This window comes from Arthrobacter sp. B055-34 (assembly GCF_059090425.1).
In genome coordinates, this window is sequence record NZ_JBNHFQ010000002.1 from 33546 (window position 1) to 49604 (window position 16059).

At 63.9% G+C, this 16059-nt stretch carries 15 protein-coding genes; 8 read left to right on the top strand and 7 right to left on the bottom strand.

The features are described from left to right. Window positions 1–241: 241 nt before the first annotated feature. The 3 genes from AC5RWO_RS03275 to AC5RWO_RS03285 all read left to right on the top strand — a co-directional run bounded on the left by AC5RWO_RS03275 (window position 242) and on the right by AC5RWO_RS03285 (window position 4194). A complete protein-coding gene (locus tag AC5RWO_RS03275; protein ID WP_498729379.1) occupies window positions 242–1894 on the top strand; it encodes an amidohydrolase in 1653 nt (550 codons plus the stop codon). 128 nt (window positions 1895–2022) lie between these two features. Continuing rightward, window positions 2023–3399 carry an NAD-dependent succinate-semialdehyde dehydrogenase gene (locus tag AC5RWO_RS03280; RefSeq protein ID WP_498729381.1) on the top strand — a complete coding sequence of 459 codons (1377 nt, stop codon included), beginning with the start codon at window positions 2023–2025 and terminating at the stop codon, window positions 3397–3399. Between the two features lie 156 nt (window positions 3400–3555). Continuing rightward, entirely contained in the window at window positions 3556–4194 is a 639-nt protein-coding gene (locus tag AC5RWO_RS03285) for a RibD family protein (protein WP_498729383.1), read from the top strand. Between the two features lie 181 nt (window positions 4195–4375). Here the strand turns inward: AC5RWO_RS03285 and AC5RWO_RS03290 are convergent, their stop codons facing one another. From AC5RWO_RS03290 to AC5RWO_RS03310, 5 genes are read right to left on the bottom strand one after another with little or no spacing between them, the layout of a single operon-like run. After that, a complete protein-coding gene (locus tag AC5RWO_RS03290; RefSeq protein ID WP_498729384.1) occupies window positions 4376–5173 on the bottom strand; it encodes an IclR family transcriptional regulator in 798 nt (265 codons plus the stop codon). 8 nt (window positions 5174–5181) lie between these two features. Continuing rightward, on the bottom strand, window positions 5182–6015 hold the full coding sequence (gene kduI, locus AC5RWO_RS03295; RefSeq protein WP_498729385.1) for a 5-dehydro-4-deoxy-D-glucuronate isomerase: 834 nt from the start codon (window positions 6013–6015) through the stop codon (window positions 5182–5184). Between the two features lie 23 nt (window positions 6016–6038). Beyond that, window positions 6039–7346, bottom strand: a complete 1308-nt coding sequence (locus tag AC5RWO_RS03300; RefSeq protein WP_498729386.1) for a TRAP transporter large permease — start codon at window positions 7344–7346, stop codon at window positions 6039–6041. Continuing rightward, a complete protein-coding gene (locus AC5RWO_RS03305; protein ID WP_498729387.1) occupies window positions 7343–7876 on the bottom strand; it encodes a TRAP transporter small permease in 534 nt (177 codons plus the stop codon). Before AC5RWO_RS03305 ends, AC5RWO_RS03300 begins: the two co-directional genes overlap by 4 nt. Next, window positions 7876–8883 carry a TRAP transporter substrate-binding protein gene (locus tag AC5RWO_RS03310; protein WP_498729389.1) on the bottom strand — a complete coding sequence of 336 codons (1008 nt, stop codon included), beginning with the start codon at window positions 8881–8883 and terminating at the stop codon, window positions 7876–7878. The genes AC5RWO_RS03305 and AC5RWO_RS03310 overlap by 1 nt, the downstream gene beginning before the upstream one ends. Window positions 8884–9035: 152 nt before the next feature. Here AC5RWO_RS03310 and AC5RWO_RS03315 point away from each other — a divergent pair, with 152 nt between their 5' ends. From AC5RWO_RS03315 to yidC, 5 genes are all read left to right on the top strand, one after another. Beyond that, window positions 9036–10067: a zinc-dependent alcohol dehydrogenase gene (locus tag AC5RWO_RS03315; RefSeq protein ID WP_498729390.1), complete on the top strand. Its 1032-nt coding sequence runs from the start codon at window positions 9036–9038 to the stop codon at window positions 10065–10067. Continuing rightward, window positions 10064–10819, top strand: coding sequence for an SDR family oxidoreductase (locus AC5RWO_RS03320; RefSeq protein ID WP_498729392.1), 756 nt, complete (start codon window positions 10064–10066; stop codon window positions 10817–10819). The genes AC5RWO_RS03315 and AC5RWO_RS03320 overlap by 4 nt, the downstream gene beginning before the upstream one ends. Continuing rightward, window positions 10816–11445 carry a bifunctional 4-hydroxy-2-oxoglutarate aldolase/2-dehydro-3-deoxy-phosphogluconate aldolase gene (locus AC5RWO_RS03325; protein WP_498729393.1) on the top strand — a complete coding sequence of 210 codons (630 nt, stop codon included), beginning with the start codon at window positions 10816–10818 and terminating at the stop codon, window positions 11443–11445. The genes AC5RWO_RS03320 and AC5RWO_RS03325 overlap by 4 nt, the downstream gene beginning before the upstream one ends. Continuing rightward, window positions 11442–12383, top strand: coding sequence for a sugar kinase (locus AC5RWO_RS03330; RefSeq protein WP_498729395.1), 942 nt, complete (start codon window positions 11442–11444; stop codon window positions 12381–12383). Before AC5RWO_RS03325 ends, AC5RWO_RS03330 begins: the two co-directional genes overlap by 4 nt. A gap of 483 nt (window positions 12384–12866) precedes the next feature. Further along, window positions 12867–13841, top strand: a complete 975-nt coding sequence (gene yidC / locus AC5RWO_RS03335; protein WP_498729397.1) for a membrane protein insertase YidC — start codon at window positions 12867–12869, stop codon at window positions 13839–13841. Between the two features lie 194 nt (window positions 13842–14035). Here the strand turns inward: yidC and AC5RWO_RS03340 are convergent, their stop codons facing one another. Together AC5RWO_RS03340 and AC5RWO_RS03345 are read right to left on the bottom strand one after the other, a co-directional pair. After that, on the bottom strand, window positions 14036–14422 hold the full coding sequence (locus tag AC5RWO_RS03340) for a hypothetical protein (RefSeq protein WP_498729398.1): 387 nt from the start codon (window positions 14420–14422) through the stop codon (window positions 14036–14038). Between the two features lie 103 nt (window positions 14423–14525). Next, on the bottom strand, window positions 14526–15983 hold the full coding sequence (locus tag AC5RWO_RS03345) for an FAD-dependent monooxygenase (protein WP_498729399.1): 1458 nt from the start codon (window positions 15981–15983) through the stop codon (window positions 14526–14528). Between the last annotated feature and the right edge of the window lie 76 nt (window positions 15984–16059).

Consider the following 16059-nt stretch of genomic DNA (forward strand, 5'->3'; position numbering starts at 1 on the left):
CTCCTTTGCTTGTCAGCTCACGAAAACGCGGCAACCATTTGCCCGTCCACCAGTTAGTGGAATCGATTCCATGAAATCGTTTCCACGAGTATGAAACAGGTCACCATGCGGTGTCAACCCCGCCCCTTGCCTCCGCTGCCTCTTCATGTTTTCGGCGCCGGAGACTCCTCGGCAACAGGGAGGCGTGGAACACTGGTAGCGGGAGTCAGGCGAGGAAGCATTTCCAGCTATCGGAGGCGCCATGCTGTTCGAGACACTCTTCATCAACGGGGTCATCTACACCCAGGATCCGTCCCGTCCCCGTGCCAGCGCGCTTGGCGTCCATGCCGGCCGGATCATCAGCCTCGACGACGAGCTGCCGGCCACGCACTTCCGCAAGGTTTACGACCTCGGCGGTGCCGCCGTCGTTCCCGGTTTTAATGATGCCCACTGCCACCTGTCCATGGTGGGGCTGGCCGAATTGCAGGTGGACCTGCGGCCGTCCGTTTGCCCGACGATGGAGGACCTGCTCGCCGTCGTTGGTACTGCTTGCGCCGATGCACCCGATGGCGCCTGGGTCCAGGGCGCCGGCTACAACCAGAACTATCTGGACGGCCAGCACCCCACCGCAGAGCAGCTTGACGCCGTCAGCAACGGCCACCCGGTCTGGCTGATCCACAACTCCCGCCATATGGGCGTGGCCAACACGGCCGCGTTCGAAGCCGCCGGCTTCAGCGGACGCCGTAGAACAAAAGCGCCCGACGGCGGCGCCGTACCGATCGATGCAGACGGCCGTGCCGTCGGGCTGCTGCAGGAAACGGCTCGGGCACTGGTCACGGACAGCATCCCCATCCCGACCGTCGACGACGTCGCCGCGATGGTCGAAGCCGGCAGCCGCAAGGTCCTGCCGCTCGGCGTCACCAGCATCACCGAGCCTGGCCTCGGCGCTCCCGCACACATCGGCCACAGCCCCGCCGACATCGCCGGTTACCAAACCGCGCGCGACGCCGGGAAGCTGGGCGTGCGTGCCACGGTGATGCCCTATCTGACCACGCTGCATCCCTTGGACGGCTCAGATGAAACAGGAGCTCCGTGGGGTCTCGACCTGGGCATCCGCAGCGGCCTGGGCGACGAGTGGCTGCGGATCGGGCCCACCAAGATCCTCTCCGATGGCTCGTTGATCGGCCGCAGTGCCTTCATGAGCCACGACTACGCCCTCGACTCCCCTCCGGAAAACGGTAACCGCGGCCTGCTGCAGTTCCCGCAGGAGATGCTGCGGCAACGCATCATCGGCGCCCACCGCGCGGGCTGGCAAGTGGCTACCCATGCTATCGGCGACGCCGCCCTGGACGTCGTGATGGATATCTTCGAGGAAGCCCAGCGGCTCTTCCCCCGCGAGGACGCCAGGCACCGCATCGAGCACGTGTCGGTTGCCAGCGACGCGCAGATCCGCCGGATCAAGGAGTTGGGCCTGATCCCGGTTCCGCAGGGCCGGTTCGTCTTCGAACTGGGCGACGGCGCGGCGCAGGCCATGGGGTCGGAACGGGTGAAGCTGACCTACCGGATCAAGGGTCTGTTTGATGCCGGCCTCGAGGTTCCGGCCAGCACGGACGCCCCTGTGGTGGAGGTGAACCCGATCCTGAACATCCACGACATGGTCAACCGCAAGACGGCTTCCGGCGCGGACTTCGTTCCCGCGGAGCGGATAACGGTGGCGCAGGCGGTCCATGCCTACACCGTGGGCAGCGCCTATGCCGTCCACGAAGACCATGACAAGGGCGCCCTGACACACGGCAAGCTCGCCGATTTCGTCACCCTCTCCGAAGACCTGTACGAGGTTGCCCCGGAAAACATCAAGGACGTAGTCGTTACCGCCACTGTGGTCGGCGGCGCTGTGATCCATGGTGAACTGTGAAAATCTTTGTGTCGCCCGCCACGCCCGGGCTTTCGATGCCGACGCTAAATCCGTAAACTCAAACGTTCAGGCGGCTGATGCCGCCCCCCGGCCATCTTCCACGTCATCACCAACCAGCAGGAGAACATATGACTCTTTATGCCGTCACGAACCCGGCCACCGGTGAAACCGTCAAGGAGTACCCCACGGCTACCGACGTCGAAATCCAGACAGCCTTGGAGCGCACGGACAGCGCCTTCCGGAAGTGGACCCGGAGCCCGCTGGAGGAGCGCGTGAAGCTGCTCAACCGTGTTGCCGAACTCTATGAAGAGCGCCGCGACGAGCTGGCCGCCATCATCACCCGCGAAATGGGCAAGCCCATCCGCCAGGCTGGCTTCGAGGTCGACATCGTCGCATCGATCTACCGCTACTACGCCGAGAACGGCCCCAAGTTCCTGGAAGACGAAGAGCTCGACGTCGTTGCGGGCGGAAAGGCCGTGGTCCGCAAGGAAGGCCTCGGCGTGCTGCTGGGGATCATGCCCTGGAACTACCCGTACTACCAGGTGGCCCGCTTCGCCGCGCCGAACCTGATGAACGGCAACACCATCCTGCTCAAGCACGCCCCGCAGTGCCCGGAGTCGGCCCTGGCCATGGAACAGATCTTCAAGGACGCCGGCGCACCCGAAGGATCCTACGTCAACATCTTCGCCACCAACGAGCAGGTCGCGGACATCATCGCCGACCCGCGCGTCCAAGGCGTCTCGCTCACGGGCTCAGAACGCGCCGGCGCCGCCGTGGCCGAAATCGCCGGCCGCAACCTCAAGAAGGTCGTGCTCGAACTAGGCGGTTCAGACCCGTTCCTGCTCCTGGATACCAAGGACCTGGACAAGTCCGTCAAGACCGCTGTTTTCGGCCGCATGACGAACGGCGGCCAGGCCTGCAACGCGTCCAAGCGCTTCGTCGTGATGGAGGACATCTACGACGAGTTCGTGGAGAAGTTCACCAGCGCCCTCGCTGCCATCACCCCCGGCGATCCGACTAATCCCAAGACCTACCTGGGCCCGCTGTCCTCACAGGCTGCGGCCGACAACCTCGCCAAGCAGGTGGACTCCGCGGTAGCCGAAGGCGCCGTGGTCCGCACCGGCGGCGGCAAGGTCAGCGACGATTCCGCCTTCTTCCAGCCGACCGTGCTGACCGATGTCACGCCCGACATGAAAGCATTCCGCGAGGAACTCTTCGGGCCGGTCGCCATGGTCTTCAAGGCGTCCTCCGAGGACGAAGCCATCCGGCTGGCCAACGATACCCCCTTCGGTCTCGGCGCCTCGATCCACACCAACGACGGCGAGAAGGCCCAGCGCATCGCCGAGCAGATCGAGGCAGGAATGGTCTACATCAACGAACCGGGCGGCACCGCGGCTGAACTGCCCTTCGGCGGCGTCAAGCGCTCCGGCGTCGGCCGCGAACTGGGCAAGTACGGCATGGACGAGTTCGTCAACAAGAAACTGGTCCGCACCTCGGCCCGCTAGGACCCTCCTGCGGCTCAGCTGCACGACGGCGAAGTGGCGGGAACCTTTGTGGCTTCCCGCCACTTCACTGCATGCCCGAGGGCTGCGGCCGGTCTGAGTATCCGAACTTTGAGTTGTCAAAGGTTGGCGGTTCCGTAGACGTGCTTTCCTTAATACATGGCTACGTTGCCCGGTGATCATCGTCCGTACGTACTCGTACATATGGCCGTTTCGCTCGATGGCTCCTTTTCCGGGTTCCAACCGGACGTCTCTCAGTTCTATTCATTGGCGGCCGAGTGGCAAGAGGATGCCACGCTCGTGGGAGCCGACACGATATTGGCGCAGGAGAACGAGTTGGCGGATGCCGACCTGCCAGGACCGAAGGAGGGCGGCCCCATACTTGCCGTTGTGGATAGCGGGTATCGGGTGATTGCCTGGAATGCGCTCCGCGACGTTGGCCATTGGTCGCGCGTGATTGCCTTGAGGGGCAATGCCCTCAGTCCGACACACGGTGTGGAAGAAATCGTCACAGGCGGCCAACGGGTCGATCTTGCGGCCGCATTGGCTAAACTGCGGAGCCTGTACGGTGTGCAGAGGCTCCGCGTAGATAGCGGCGGCAAGTTGGTTGGCGCTCTGATGGCCGGAGGCCTCGTCGACGAAATCAGTTTACTCGTGCATCCCGCCCTCGTCGCAAATATCCATCGTCGTCCTTGGTGGGGCGGAGGGCACGCGGTTCCTATGTTCCGACTAACTGACCTCGATGCGCGGGCGATCGGCGACGATATTGTTCAACTGCGGTATCGGCTCGTCTGGTGAAGATGCGGGCTGTTCCTGTGGCAAGCGGAGCGCTCTGATGCGGTAACGCGAGCGCAAACTGGGCCGGTCAACGGGCATCACTTAGCCGGTGACCGGCCCCTGCCATTTCGCGTAGGCCTTTGATCCAGGCTTCAGCATCCGAAACTGCGCGCGGACCACCCCTGCGCAGAGAGCCTAGGCACTAGGCGCTCGCGCGGTCCACCGAAGAGCCAAGCGCCCGGGAGATCGCGTCCGCGGCGGCGACTGCTTGCGGCGCAAACTGCTCGATTGTGGAGCCAGGGTATTCAAGCTCAAGCGATGAGATCGACAGGCCATACATCACTCGTCCGAGGTGATCCCGGATCGGAGCTGAGACGCACACCGTGCCGCGCTCATTCTCACCGAGATCTAGCGCATAACCCCGTTGACGCACGTTCGCGAGCTCTGTGCGCAACTGTTCGGGATCGGTGATGGTCTTGTCGGTGCGGGGCGGCAGGCCCACCTCGGCTACCAACTGGGCCACCTGCTCAGGCGTCCAGCTCGCGAGCACAACCTTTCCCATGCCAGAGCAGTGCATCGGCATCGGTAACCCCACGCGCGAAGCCATCCGATAGGGCTTCGACGAGTCCTTGCGGATGACGTACACCATCTCGAAACCATTCACGACGCCGACGTGAACCGTGCAGTCGACTTCGCGTACGAGCTTCTCGACGATCGGCTCCGCGATGAAGGAGATGTCCAGCCGGGAGATGGCCCGGCCAGCAATGCCGAGGAGACGGGAGCCTGGGTGATAACCGCGATCGCTATCGCCGGTGATGAACTTCAACTCCGCCAGCGTCGCGAGAATACGGTGCACAGTCGCCTTGGGCAGCCCGGTCTCTTCGACGATGTCGGTGAAGCGGTCGTAGAGGATCGCGGCCTCGAGCACCCGCAACGTTTTCTCACTCGCGCCCATAGATGGCGCCGGGCTCGTGTCAAGCTCCTTGGGTTCCCCGGTCATGATCCGCATCATCTCATGTCGACAATCGCGACGCCATCCATGTCGTCGAAGGCCTGGTTCTCGCCGGCCATCGCCCACACGAACGAGTAGTTCGACGTTCCGACACCCGAGTGGATTGACCACGACGGCGAGAGCACCAGTCCCCCATCACCGACAAGCATGTGACGGGTCTCGGACGGTTCGCCCATGAGGTGAACGACGCGGGCCTCCTCGGGTACATCAAAGTACACGTAAAACTCGGTGCGGCGGTCATGAGTATGCGCCGGCATCGTATTCCACATGCTGCCGGCGTGCAGTTGGGTGACGCCCATGACCACCTGGCAGCTGCGCACGCCGTCTTCGTGAATGTACTGGTTGATCGTCCGGCGATTCGAGGTCAGCGGATCACCGAGCTCTCTGACCGTGCCCTGACCGGGTTCGACGAGCGCCGTCGGGCAGGTGGCATGCGCGGGCGCCGAGAAGCCGTAGAAACGAGCAGGCGTCGCGGCATCGTCGGACTCGAAGGAAACGTCCTTCACGCCGCGGCCCAAGTACAGGCACGCGCCGGTCGTCATCACATGGCGCTCACCATCGGCACGGACGGCACCCGCCCCTCCAATATTGACGATGCCGATCTCGCGGTGATCGAGGAACTGCTCACTACGGATCTCCGGCACTGCCTCGAGCGCAAGCGGTGCGTCAGTCGGCATAGCGCCGACCGCGACCACGCGATCGTAGTGGGTGACGATGGTGCGTACGGTGCCAGGAGTGAAGAGATCTTCGACGAGATAGCGGTCGCGCAACTGCTGCTGCGTGACCCCGGGAATCTGCTCGGGAGAAGTGGGGCCGTAAAGGGCGGTCATGGTATTTCCTTCCAATGGGAGAGTCAGAGCAGGCCCATGAGGCCAGGGAGCCACAGGGAAAGCTGGGGGACGAAGACGATGACGAACAGCAGCGCGATGAGTACGAGCAGGAACGGCATCAGTTTGGCGATAACCGGCTCGAGCTTGACCTTCGCCACCTGAGTACCGACGAACAGCACGGGTGCCGACGGCGGCGAGATCACGGCGATCGAGAGATTGAAGACCATCACGATACCGAAGTGCACCGGGTCGATGCCGTAGGAAACCGCAATCGGCAGGAAGATCGGAGTGAAAATCAGGATCGCCGGCGTCGGGTCAAGCGGGATGCCGATCAACAGCAGCACGAGCATCATGATGAGCAGCACGACGACCTTCGAGTCAGTCCACCCGAACAGTGACTCGGCGATCAGTTGCGGCAGCCGGGCGTAGGTCATGACGTAAGACATGATCGTCGACACCGCGATCAGGAAGATGACGATCGCGCTGGTGCGGCAGGCGTCGAACAGGACTCGCGGCAGGTCCTTGACCGAGATGGTGCGGTAGAAGAACGAGAGCAGCAGCGCGTAGATCACGGCCACGGCCGAGCCCTCGGTCGGGGTGAAGAAGCCAGCCACGATGCCGCCGATCGCCACCACGATCAGGCCGAGCGACGGAACAGCGCGCCCGAACGTACCCAGGAAGACGGGGAACTTGGGCCAGGACTCGCCCCGCAGCTCGGGGTGCCGACGGGCGTAGACCAACCCGACGAGCGCACATGCGAGCGCCCACAGGATGCCGGGGATGTAACCTGCGACGAACAGCGCACCAAGTGACGTACCGCCAGCAGCGAGTGAGTAGACGATAAGCGTGTTGCTCGGCGGGATCAGCATTCCAGCCGGCGCCGAAGCGATGTTGGCCGCCGCACTGAAGGCCCGGTCATAGCCCGCCTTCCGCTGCATTGGAGACATGGTGGAGCCGATGGCGGCGGCACTCGCGACGGCGGAACCGGACACGGAGCCGAAGATTGCGTTTGCGATGACGTTCGTCTGCACGAGCGGCGCCGGCGTGCGGCCCACGAGCACCCGTGCGAGGTTGATGAGCCGCTCGGCAATACCGCCGTTGTTCATGATCACGCCGGCCAGGATGAAGAACGGGATGGCGAGCAGTGCGAACGAGTCAGCACCGCCGATCATTTGTTGTGCGGAGGTGATGGCGCCTCGCTCGAAGTCCACTATCAGCAGCATGCATAGGGCCGACGGCAGCGCGATCGCTATGGAGACAGGGGCGCCAATCGCGAGCAGCAAAGCCAGGCCGCCGATAAGGATGACGCTGATGGTACCGGGCTCAATCACAGCGATGCCGCCTCGAGGTCCTCGTCGTGATCCATGTGGCCGGCATAACGGCTAGAGAAGGTTCCGACGATGTGGATGGTCAGGTAAATGGTCAACAGCACGCCGGAGATCGGCAGAGCCAGGTAGAGCTGGCCCTGCGTGAGGGGCAGCAGCGGATTCTGCTGCCCCCACGCGAGGGCGGACTGCTGGAGACCGCCAAACACCATCACGTACAGCACGAACGCGAGCGTGGTGAGGTAGGCGACGAAGTCGGCGACTCGCTGGAGCGACACGGGCAGTCGTGCCACCAGGAAGTCCATGATGACGTCAGCCTTCTCGCCGACGGCGATAGCGATTCCGATCAGGCTCACCCACACGAACGTGTGTCGCGCCGCTTCCTCGGACCATGCGCTTGGCTGCCCGAGCACCAAGCGGGTGAAGACCTGCCAGGCCACCAGCAGCACCAGCAGCGCAAAGAGGGTGACACAGGTTGCTCGGAGCGTGCCATCGAGCCACGCCCGTGCAGTCTTTATGAGCTTCCCGGTTGCCATTAGCTGCGCGCCGCCTCGATGGCGTCGTAAACCGTCTGCGCAACCTCGGACGTGACAAGCTCCTCATGCAGCGGGCGCGTCGCCTCACGGAACACCTCGGTGTCGACCTCGCTGAACTCAGCACCGGCTTCCTCGGCTGCGGCGGTTGCCTCCTCGACGGCGGCACCGAACAGCTCGAGTTCGGTGTCGACCGACGCCGTCAGCAGGTCCTCGAAGATCGCGCGGTCCTCCTCGGAGATGCCATCCCATACGGTGGGGCTCGTGACCAGGTAGTCGGGCATCATCAGATGTTCGGTGCGCGAGTAGTAGGGCGCAATCTCGTCGTGCGAAAGCGTCGAGTAGATAAGCTCGTTGTTTTCTGCGCCGTCAAGCACGCCTGACTGGATTGCGGTGTAGACCTCGCCCTGTGCCATTGGGGAACCGACGCCGCCCATGAGTCCCATCATGCGGACGTTCGTATCCGAACCGATAACCCGGATCTTCTGACCCGAGAGGTCGGCGGGCGTCTCAACCGGACCAACGCTTGAGTACACGTTGCGGACACCACCGTGATAGGCGGAGAGCACCTTGATCTTGTCGTCCAGCAGCGTGTCGTACAGCCCGCCTGCAACCTCAGGGTCGTTGAGCACGCTCATCTGGTGCTCGGGCGACTCGTAAAGGTAGGGCAGGTTCACGACCGAGAAGTCCGATTCGAAGTTCTCGAGCAAGCTGCCGGCGACGACGGCGAAGTCGATCGTGCCCGACTGCACCTGCTCTATGGTGGCCGCCTGGTCGCCGAGCGTCTCATCGGCGTAGAGCTCCAGCGCATAGCGACCGTCAGTCTGGGCCTCGAGCTCATCCGAGAGCTGCAGCAGCGCCTGAGCCTGGGGGTGGTTGATGTCCTGGTTGAAAGCAACGCGGAGGACAGTCTCACCGCCGCCGTCTTCCGCGGAAGCGGAGCACGAAGCAAGTGCCATTGTGGTGATTACGGCGGCGCTCAGTACGCCCAGAATCCTTTTTCCCTGCATGAAATTTCTCCTCGTCGAGTCATTTGATCGATGTGATTTGCACCACCGGCGTGATCGAAGACTACTATAACCAGATAGAACTCGGTTGCGCCACACGGAACTCGTAGCGGAACATGGTTCCATTAGATGAACAGCGGACCGAAGAAGGAGAGATGGCATTGCGAGCAGCTAGATACATCGGCGATCAAAGGATCGAGGTGGGCGACGTTGAAGCCAAACCGCCTGCAGCCGGGGAAGTCACCATACGCGTCGCATACAACGGAATCTGCGGCACCGACCTGCACATAGTGCAAGGCCACATGGACACTCGAGTGGACATGCCGGCAGTGATCGGCCACGAGATGAGCGGCGTCATCAGCGCGATCGGCTCTGACGTGGACTCGCTGACACCGGGGCAACCGGTCACTGTGATGCCGTTGCGCTGGTGTGGGGAGTGCGCCTCCTGCCGCGCCGGCCACCAGCACATCTGCCAGCGTCTTGACTTCGTTGGCATCGACTCCCCCGGCGCGCTGCAGGAGCAGTGGACGGTGCCCGCTTCCCTCGTGGTTCCGCTACCTGAAGGCGTCTCGCTCGAGCACGCCGCGCTCGTCGAGCCGCTCGCAGTAGCGGTGCACGACGTGCGGCGCTCGCGGCTCGCGGCGGGCGAGACCGCCGTCGTAATCGGTGGCGGGCCCATCGGCCAGCTCATCGCCGTCGTGGCTCGCGCCGTGGGTGCGGAGGTGATCCTGGCTGAGCCGGACGCCGCCCGCCGCGCCTTCGCGGCACAGCAGGGCACCATCGTCGTCGATCCCATCGAGGGCGACCTCGCAGCCGTCGTCGAAGAGCGCACCGGCGGCGCCGGAGCCGACGTCGTGTTCGAGGTCGCCGGCACCCGCGGCACCGCGCTTGATGCCACTCGGCACGCTCGCACACGCGGCCGTGTGGTATTTGTCGCGATTCACCCCGAACCGGTGCCCGTCGATCTCCATCGCATCTTCTGGCGCGAACTTGAGGTGCTTGGCGCCCGCGTTTACGAGCGCGAGGACTTCGAGCACGCCATCGAGCTGCTCGCCTCCGGCGTGGTACCGGCGGACGCGCTCATCACGCGCGTCGTGCCGCTCGACGACGCCTCTGAAGCGTTCGAGGCACTGCTCGCGGCGTCCGCAATGAAAATCCTCGTCGACGTGCAGGGGGTGCGCGCGTGAGTATCTCATTTGACCTGACCGGTACGACGGCCGTGGTCACCGGCGCCCGCAGAGGCATCGGCTTCGCAATGGCTGAGGGGCTCGCAATGGCCGGCGCCGACATCATTGCGGCATCCGCGAGCCAAGAGGCCGACGGCGGTGCGATCGGTGCGCGAGTACGCGAACTCGGACGCACTTTCGAGGGACATACCGTCGACTTCCGGGACCGCGATGCCGTCGCCGCCTTCGGAGCAGCCGTGCGGGATCGCGCGGACATCCTGGTGAACAACGCCGGCACCATCCGCCGATCGCCTGCGGCCGAGCATCCGCTCGAATGGTGGGACGAGGTGCTCGATGTAAACCTGCGCAACCAGTTCGTCCTCACGCAGGCAGTTGCGGCCGGAATGCTCGAGCGCGGCTACGGACGCATCGTCTTTACTGCGAGCCTATTGAGCTTCCAAGGCGGCATCACCGTGCCGGGGTACACCGCGGCGAAGTCGGGCATTGCCGGCCTGGTGAAAGCGCTCAGCAATGAGTGGTCCGCGCGCGGCGTCACGGTCAACGCGATCGCACCGGGCTACATCGCCACCGACAACACCGCGGCATTGCGCGCCGACGAGGATCGCTCGCAGGCTATCCTCGATCGGATCCCAGCCGGACGCTGGGGCAGGGCCGAGGATCTGCAGGGCGCGACGGTCTTCCTCGCCAGCCCGTCGGCAGCCTACGTCACCGGCGTCACGCTGCCGGTCGACGGCGGATGGATGGCCCGATGACGCTCGAGCTAAGCGGTGTTGTCCCGCTCGCGACCGTCGACGACGACGCGGCCGCCGATGTGCTCGCCGACGGCCTCGTCGCCGGCGGCCTGCCGGTGCTCGAGGTCGCGCTGCGCAACCCTTACGGAATGGCGGCGATCGAGCGCATTGCCGCGCGAGGCGACGTGCTTGTCGGCGCCGGCACCGTCCTCAATCGCGAGCAATTGCGCCGCGCGCTCGACGTCGGCGCAGCATTCGTCGTCGCGCCGGGTCTCGACGAGGAAATCGTCGAAGCCGCGCTCGCTGCCGGCGTTCCGGTACTGCCGGGGGTGATGACGCCGAGCGATATACAACGCGGCATCCGCCTCGGCCTTGACCGGCTCAAGCTCTTCCCCGCCGGCGTCGCGGGCGGGCTCGCGCTCGTCAACGCGCTGGCCCCGGTCTTTCCAAGTGTGCTCTTCATGCCCAGCGGAGGAGTGAGCACCGCGAATCTCGGCGAGTATCTGACGCATCCGGCTGTCTTCGCGGCGAGCGGCTCGTGGATTGCTTCGCCCGCGCGTATCGCGGCAGGCACCGAGGCTGTTGCCGAGGCCGCTCGGGAGGCAATCGCGGTTCGAGCCGAGGCAGGCCTGGGGGCCGTGCGATGAGCGTCGTCACACTCGGCGAGTCGCTGGGGCTGCTTGTCGCCTCCCGCATCGGCAGGCTCGAGCTCGTGCCGACGATGGATCTGGGCTTCGGCGGTGCCGAGAGCAACGTCGCGATTGGTCTGGCGCGCCTCGGCGTGCCCGTGACCTGGATGGGTCGCGTCGGTGACGACGCGCTCGGCCGCCTCATCGAGCGACAGCTTCGGGCCGAGGGCGTCAGCGCCGTGACGACCCTCGACCCGACGGCGCCCACCGCCCTCATGTTGAAGGAGCGTCCGGCGGCGGGCTCCAGCGCCGTCTCGTACTACCGTGCGGGCAGCGCAGGCTCCCGGCTCGTGCCGGAGCACCTCGACGTCGCCCGCATTCGGGAGGCTCGTATCCTGCACATCACCGGCATCACGGCCGCGCTTGGTGCTGGTCCGCGCGCTGCGCTGGACGCCGCGATTGACGCCGCGATCGATGGCGGCACCATCGTCTCGTTCGACGTGAATCACCGCTCGCGGCTGTGGAGCCACGCAACGGCAGCCTTCGCGTACCGCGAGATCGCGGCCCGCGCCGATGTCGTCTTCGCCGGCGATGATGAAGCGGAACTACTCACCGGTGAGCGCGAGCCGGCCGCGCAGGCCGCGGCAATTATCGAACTGGGCGCGACACAGGCGGTCGTGAAGCTCGGAGCTGAGGGCGCGTACGCGCTTGCCGATGGCCACGCCGCGGAACAGCCGGCATTCCCCGTGCACGCTGTCGACACGGTCGGCGCCGGGGACGCGTTCGTCGCTGGATACCTGGCCGAACTCCTCGCCGGCGCCTCGCTAGACGAGCGTCTCCGCACGGCCGCTGCCTGCGGTGCGGTCGCCTGCACCGCGCCTGGCGACTGGGAAGCGGCCCCCGACCATGCCGCGATCGCGCGGCTACTTGGAGCCGGTGACCCCGTGCAACGCTGACGTTCCGGTGCCCCGGGAGGCCCTACGGCTCTTCCTTTACGTCCCGGGGCCAGTGGCGCGATGAAGGAGGGGAAGCTGGGAGTCACTTGGTACACCGAAGCCAGTTGCGATTGCCGAGCAGACTCCAGCTGTCAGTTTGCCGTTACGGGGACGAACCGGTGTCCCAGGCACGCGGGCACTCTAGACCGGATGGATAACTGAAGGAGTCCTTCGGGTCTAACCACAGAGGGGCAGAGGGCACTGCACTCGGCCCCTCTGTGGTCTGGACTCAGGCTTGGAAAAGGTTTGGACGGCCAGTTCCTAAAGTCTCCCGATTGCGATTGGCGGCCCGAGAATTCCGAAAGCGGTGATTGCAGCTTGAGCTAGGCTCACAGTATGAAAGCTTCCGTCAGTCAGCGTGAATAACTGGAAATCCAAATCCGTAGCTGGCTGCTTGGTCCAATGAAGAAGGCGGCGCTGCGGCCCAACGAATAGGGATACTGCATGGACTTCTTCGAGACAATCCTGTTTCCCTTCAAATGGTTCGTATCGATCATCATGCTGGGCTTCCATGAAGGACTAAGCTTCATCGGCCTCCCTGCGGCTTCGGGCTGGACCTGGACCGCGTCCATCATCGGCCTCGTGCTAGTGATCAGAGCGGCGCTTATTCCCATCTTCATCAAACAAATCAAAGCGCAGCGGAGCATGCAACTGCTCCAACCTGACCTGCAAAAGCTGCAGGACAAATACAAGGGCAAGACCGACCAACTGTCCCGCCAGGCCAGGGCACAGGAACAAATGGCCATCTACAAGAGACACGGCACTAACCCGTTCTCGGCGTGTTTGCCGATGCTGATTCAAATGCCGTTCTTCTTCGCCCTCTTTACTATGCTCGCCGGTGTCACTACCGCTTCCCAAGAGGGCAAGGGCATCGGGGCGATGAGCCACGAACAGGTCCAGCAGTTCGAAGAGTCCACAATTTTCGGCGCTCCACTATCGGCGGCACTGCTGCACGGCGGCTTCGAGAACGTCGCGGTCACGGTCCTGACCATCGTAATGATCCTGGCAATGACGGGTTCGCAATTCATCACGCAGAAACAGATTATGGCAAAAAACATGTCGGAAGAAGCCATGGCCAGCCCATTTATGCGCCAGCAAAAGATGATGCTTTATATCCTGCCTGTCGTCTTTGGCATCGGTGGCATCAACTTCCCAATTGGCGTTCTCATCTACTGGACCACCACCAATCTCTGGACCATGGCGCAACAGTTCTTCGTAATCCGCCGCATGCCGACCCCTGGATCCCCCGCAGCCAAAGCTCTTGCAGCACGCCGTGCTGCCAAAGGGCTCCCGACCCTTTCTAACCCAGGGAACGAAACGGGCGAAAATAAGGCGGAGTCGACCGCCGCTGAAGATGCGCCAGCGAGGCCGCAGCGCGTCCAACCCCACCGTAAGAAAAGGAAGAAGAAGCGCCCCTGAAGTGTCCCTTGCAGTTTGGAGAAGACTAGTTCGTTCGCCATTAGCCAGAACGCCCAGGTTCAGTTCAAACGGAGCCTTACGTCCACAACCGCTGACCACGGACAAGCTGTGCGCCACGGCACTTGCGCTGTCGCCCATAGTGCCGATACGGCTTCAGCCGTTGCAGCGCCCTGTCCAATGATTGACCCGCACTATTAGAGCGCTTCCTCCACTGGCACATTGGCCTGATATTCTCGCCCCTCGGCCTCGCTAAACGCTGTCATTAGGTGCCCTTTTTCCAGTCCCAGTACCGTGCTTATGGGGAAGTGGCCGGTAATAGTATTCCCTGAATGCTCCACACCGCTGAGGTCGAAGTTCTCCTCGGTGCCGTCATGGCTGAAGCAATAGAACGAGACAGCTTCGCCGTTAATGAACTCGATTCCCATTCTGCGTTGGTGGGAATGATCCGGGGTGGCAGCCACGAGGCCGACCACATAGGGCCCCGACCCGGGAAGGTTGCCGTCTATATCGAATCTCGCTACCAGGGTGGCTTCCTGGGCTGCGATGGATACGTGCTTAAGAAATGCGTTGTGGGAGCTCATGGCTCCATCCTGCTTTCTGCGCTCTCATTCGTCTACCCTTCTCGGTGCCTATGCCACGGCAGTCGCACCGAACCAGGTGGTGAGAGCGTCGGGAAGCCCGGGATCAGTCGACTCTCCCACCCCAAGCCACGTACCCGTCGGGACGAATCAACACCGCAGTAGGCGCAGTGACCGCACCGATTGCTGGAAGCTCCCACGCACCGGCAAATTCCGCGTCCACCAGTTGGATATGATCTGCCCAAGGCGTGATGTCGAAGCGCCCGGGCTCGCCGAGGTTGAGGAGCACGGGGTTGGCCCGATGCAGCAGGGTGAACACGCGGACCGGACCGTCGGCGGTGGCCAGGTCAAGATCGGGCATACGGCGTCCGAGCAGCGGATGCCCCTCGCCGAGGTCATAGCGGACGTCCAGGCCCGACATCATGGCTCCGAATCGCTTCCGCGGTTCGTCCATACTCAGCAGCTCGGCGACGGTGTCGCGCAAGGCCGCAGTGCGCTCGTCAGCGCGGCGGAGCGCGACTTGCGCCATCGAGTTGCGCAGCACGCGAGCAGCAACCGGATGCCGCTCGGCGTGGTAGGTATCCAGAAGGCTCACCGGCGATGTTCCCTTGACGACCTGAGCCAACTTCCACCCCAGATTCACCGCATCCTGCATGCCCGTGTTGAGGCCTTGTCCGCCGTCCGGGGAGTGCACGTGCGCGGCATCGCCTGCCAGCAGGACGCGCCTGTCCCGGTAGGCTGCGGCCTGCCGGGCCATGTCTGTGAACCTGGAGATCCACGTTGGATTGTGGACCCCGTAGTCCGTCCCGTAAACAGTGATGAGCGCCTCGCTGAGATCACTCAACGTGGGTTCTGCCGTGTTTCCGACAGCTGCTTCAGTCACCATGACCTGCATAGGCCCGCCATCCAGGAAGACCACCTCGCCGTCGTGAATTTCATAATTCAGCTTGCCCAAGGCATGAAGTCCGAGGGCGTCGCGTCGAATGCCCAGCTCCGGCTCCTCGGCCATCTCGACCTCGGCGATCAGGTTGCTGACGGTCGGATCACTGCCGGGGAACTCGATGCCGGCCGCCTTACGAACCAGGCTTCGCCCGCCGTCGCAGCCAACGAGGTACTCCGCCCGCAGCTGCCCGCCGTCGGCCAACTTGATGTCGACGCCGGTGCCGCACTGAGCGAAACCGGTCACCTCGCGTCCGCGATAGATTGTCACGTCCAAATCGTTGACCCAGCCGGCCAGGATCCGCTCGATGTGGATCTGCCACAGCCCGAGCCCATAGTTATGCCGGGTGGGGAAGTCGCTGATGTCTAAATGAGTGCCGCCGAACCCGGCGACCTGCGCCACCTGCCCCTCCGACAGGAATCGATCGGCTATCCCACGCTGGTCCAGGACTTCAATAGTGCGCGAGTGCAAGCCACCTGCGCGGGCGCCGGCAAGGTCTTGGCTCGGACGCCGCTCGACGACGGCCACATCAACCCCTGCCAACGCTAACTCACCCGCCAGCATCAGCCCTGTCGGACCTCCTCCGGCGATCACCACCGCGTGCTCGGTCATCGACATGTGCATCCCCATTCCCTCAGTTCCCGCGTTTGCCGATTATGCAGCCGGGCCGGGGGCTTGCCGCAAGCCCCCGGCCGGGATA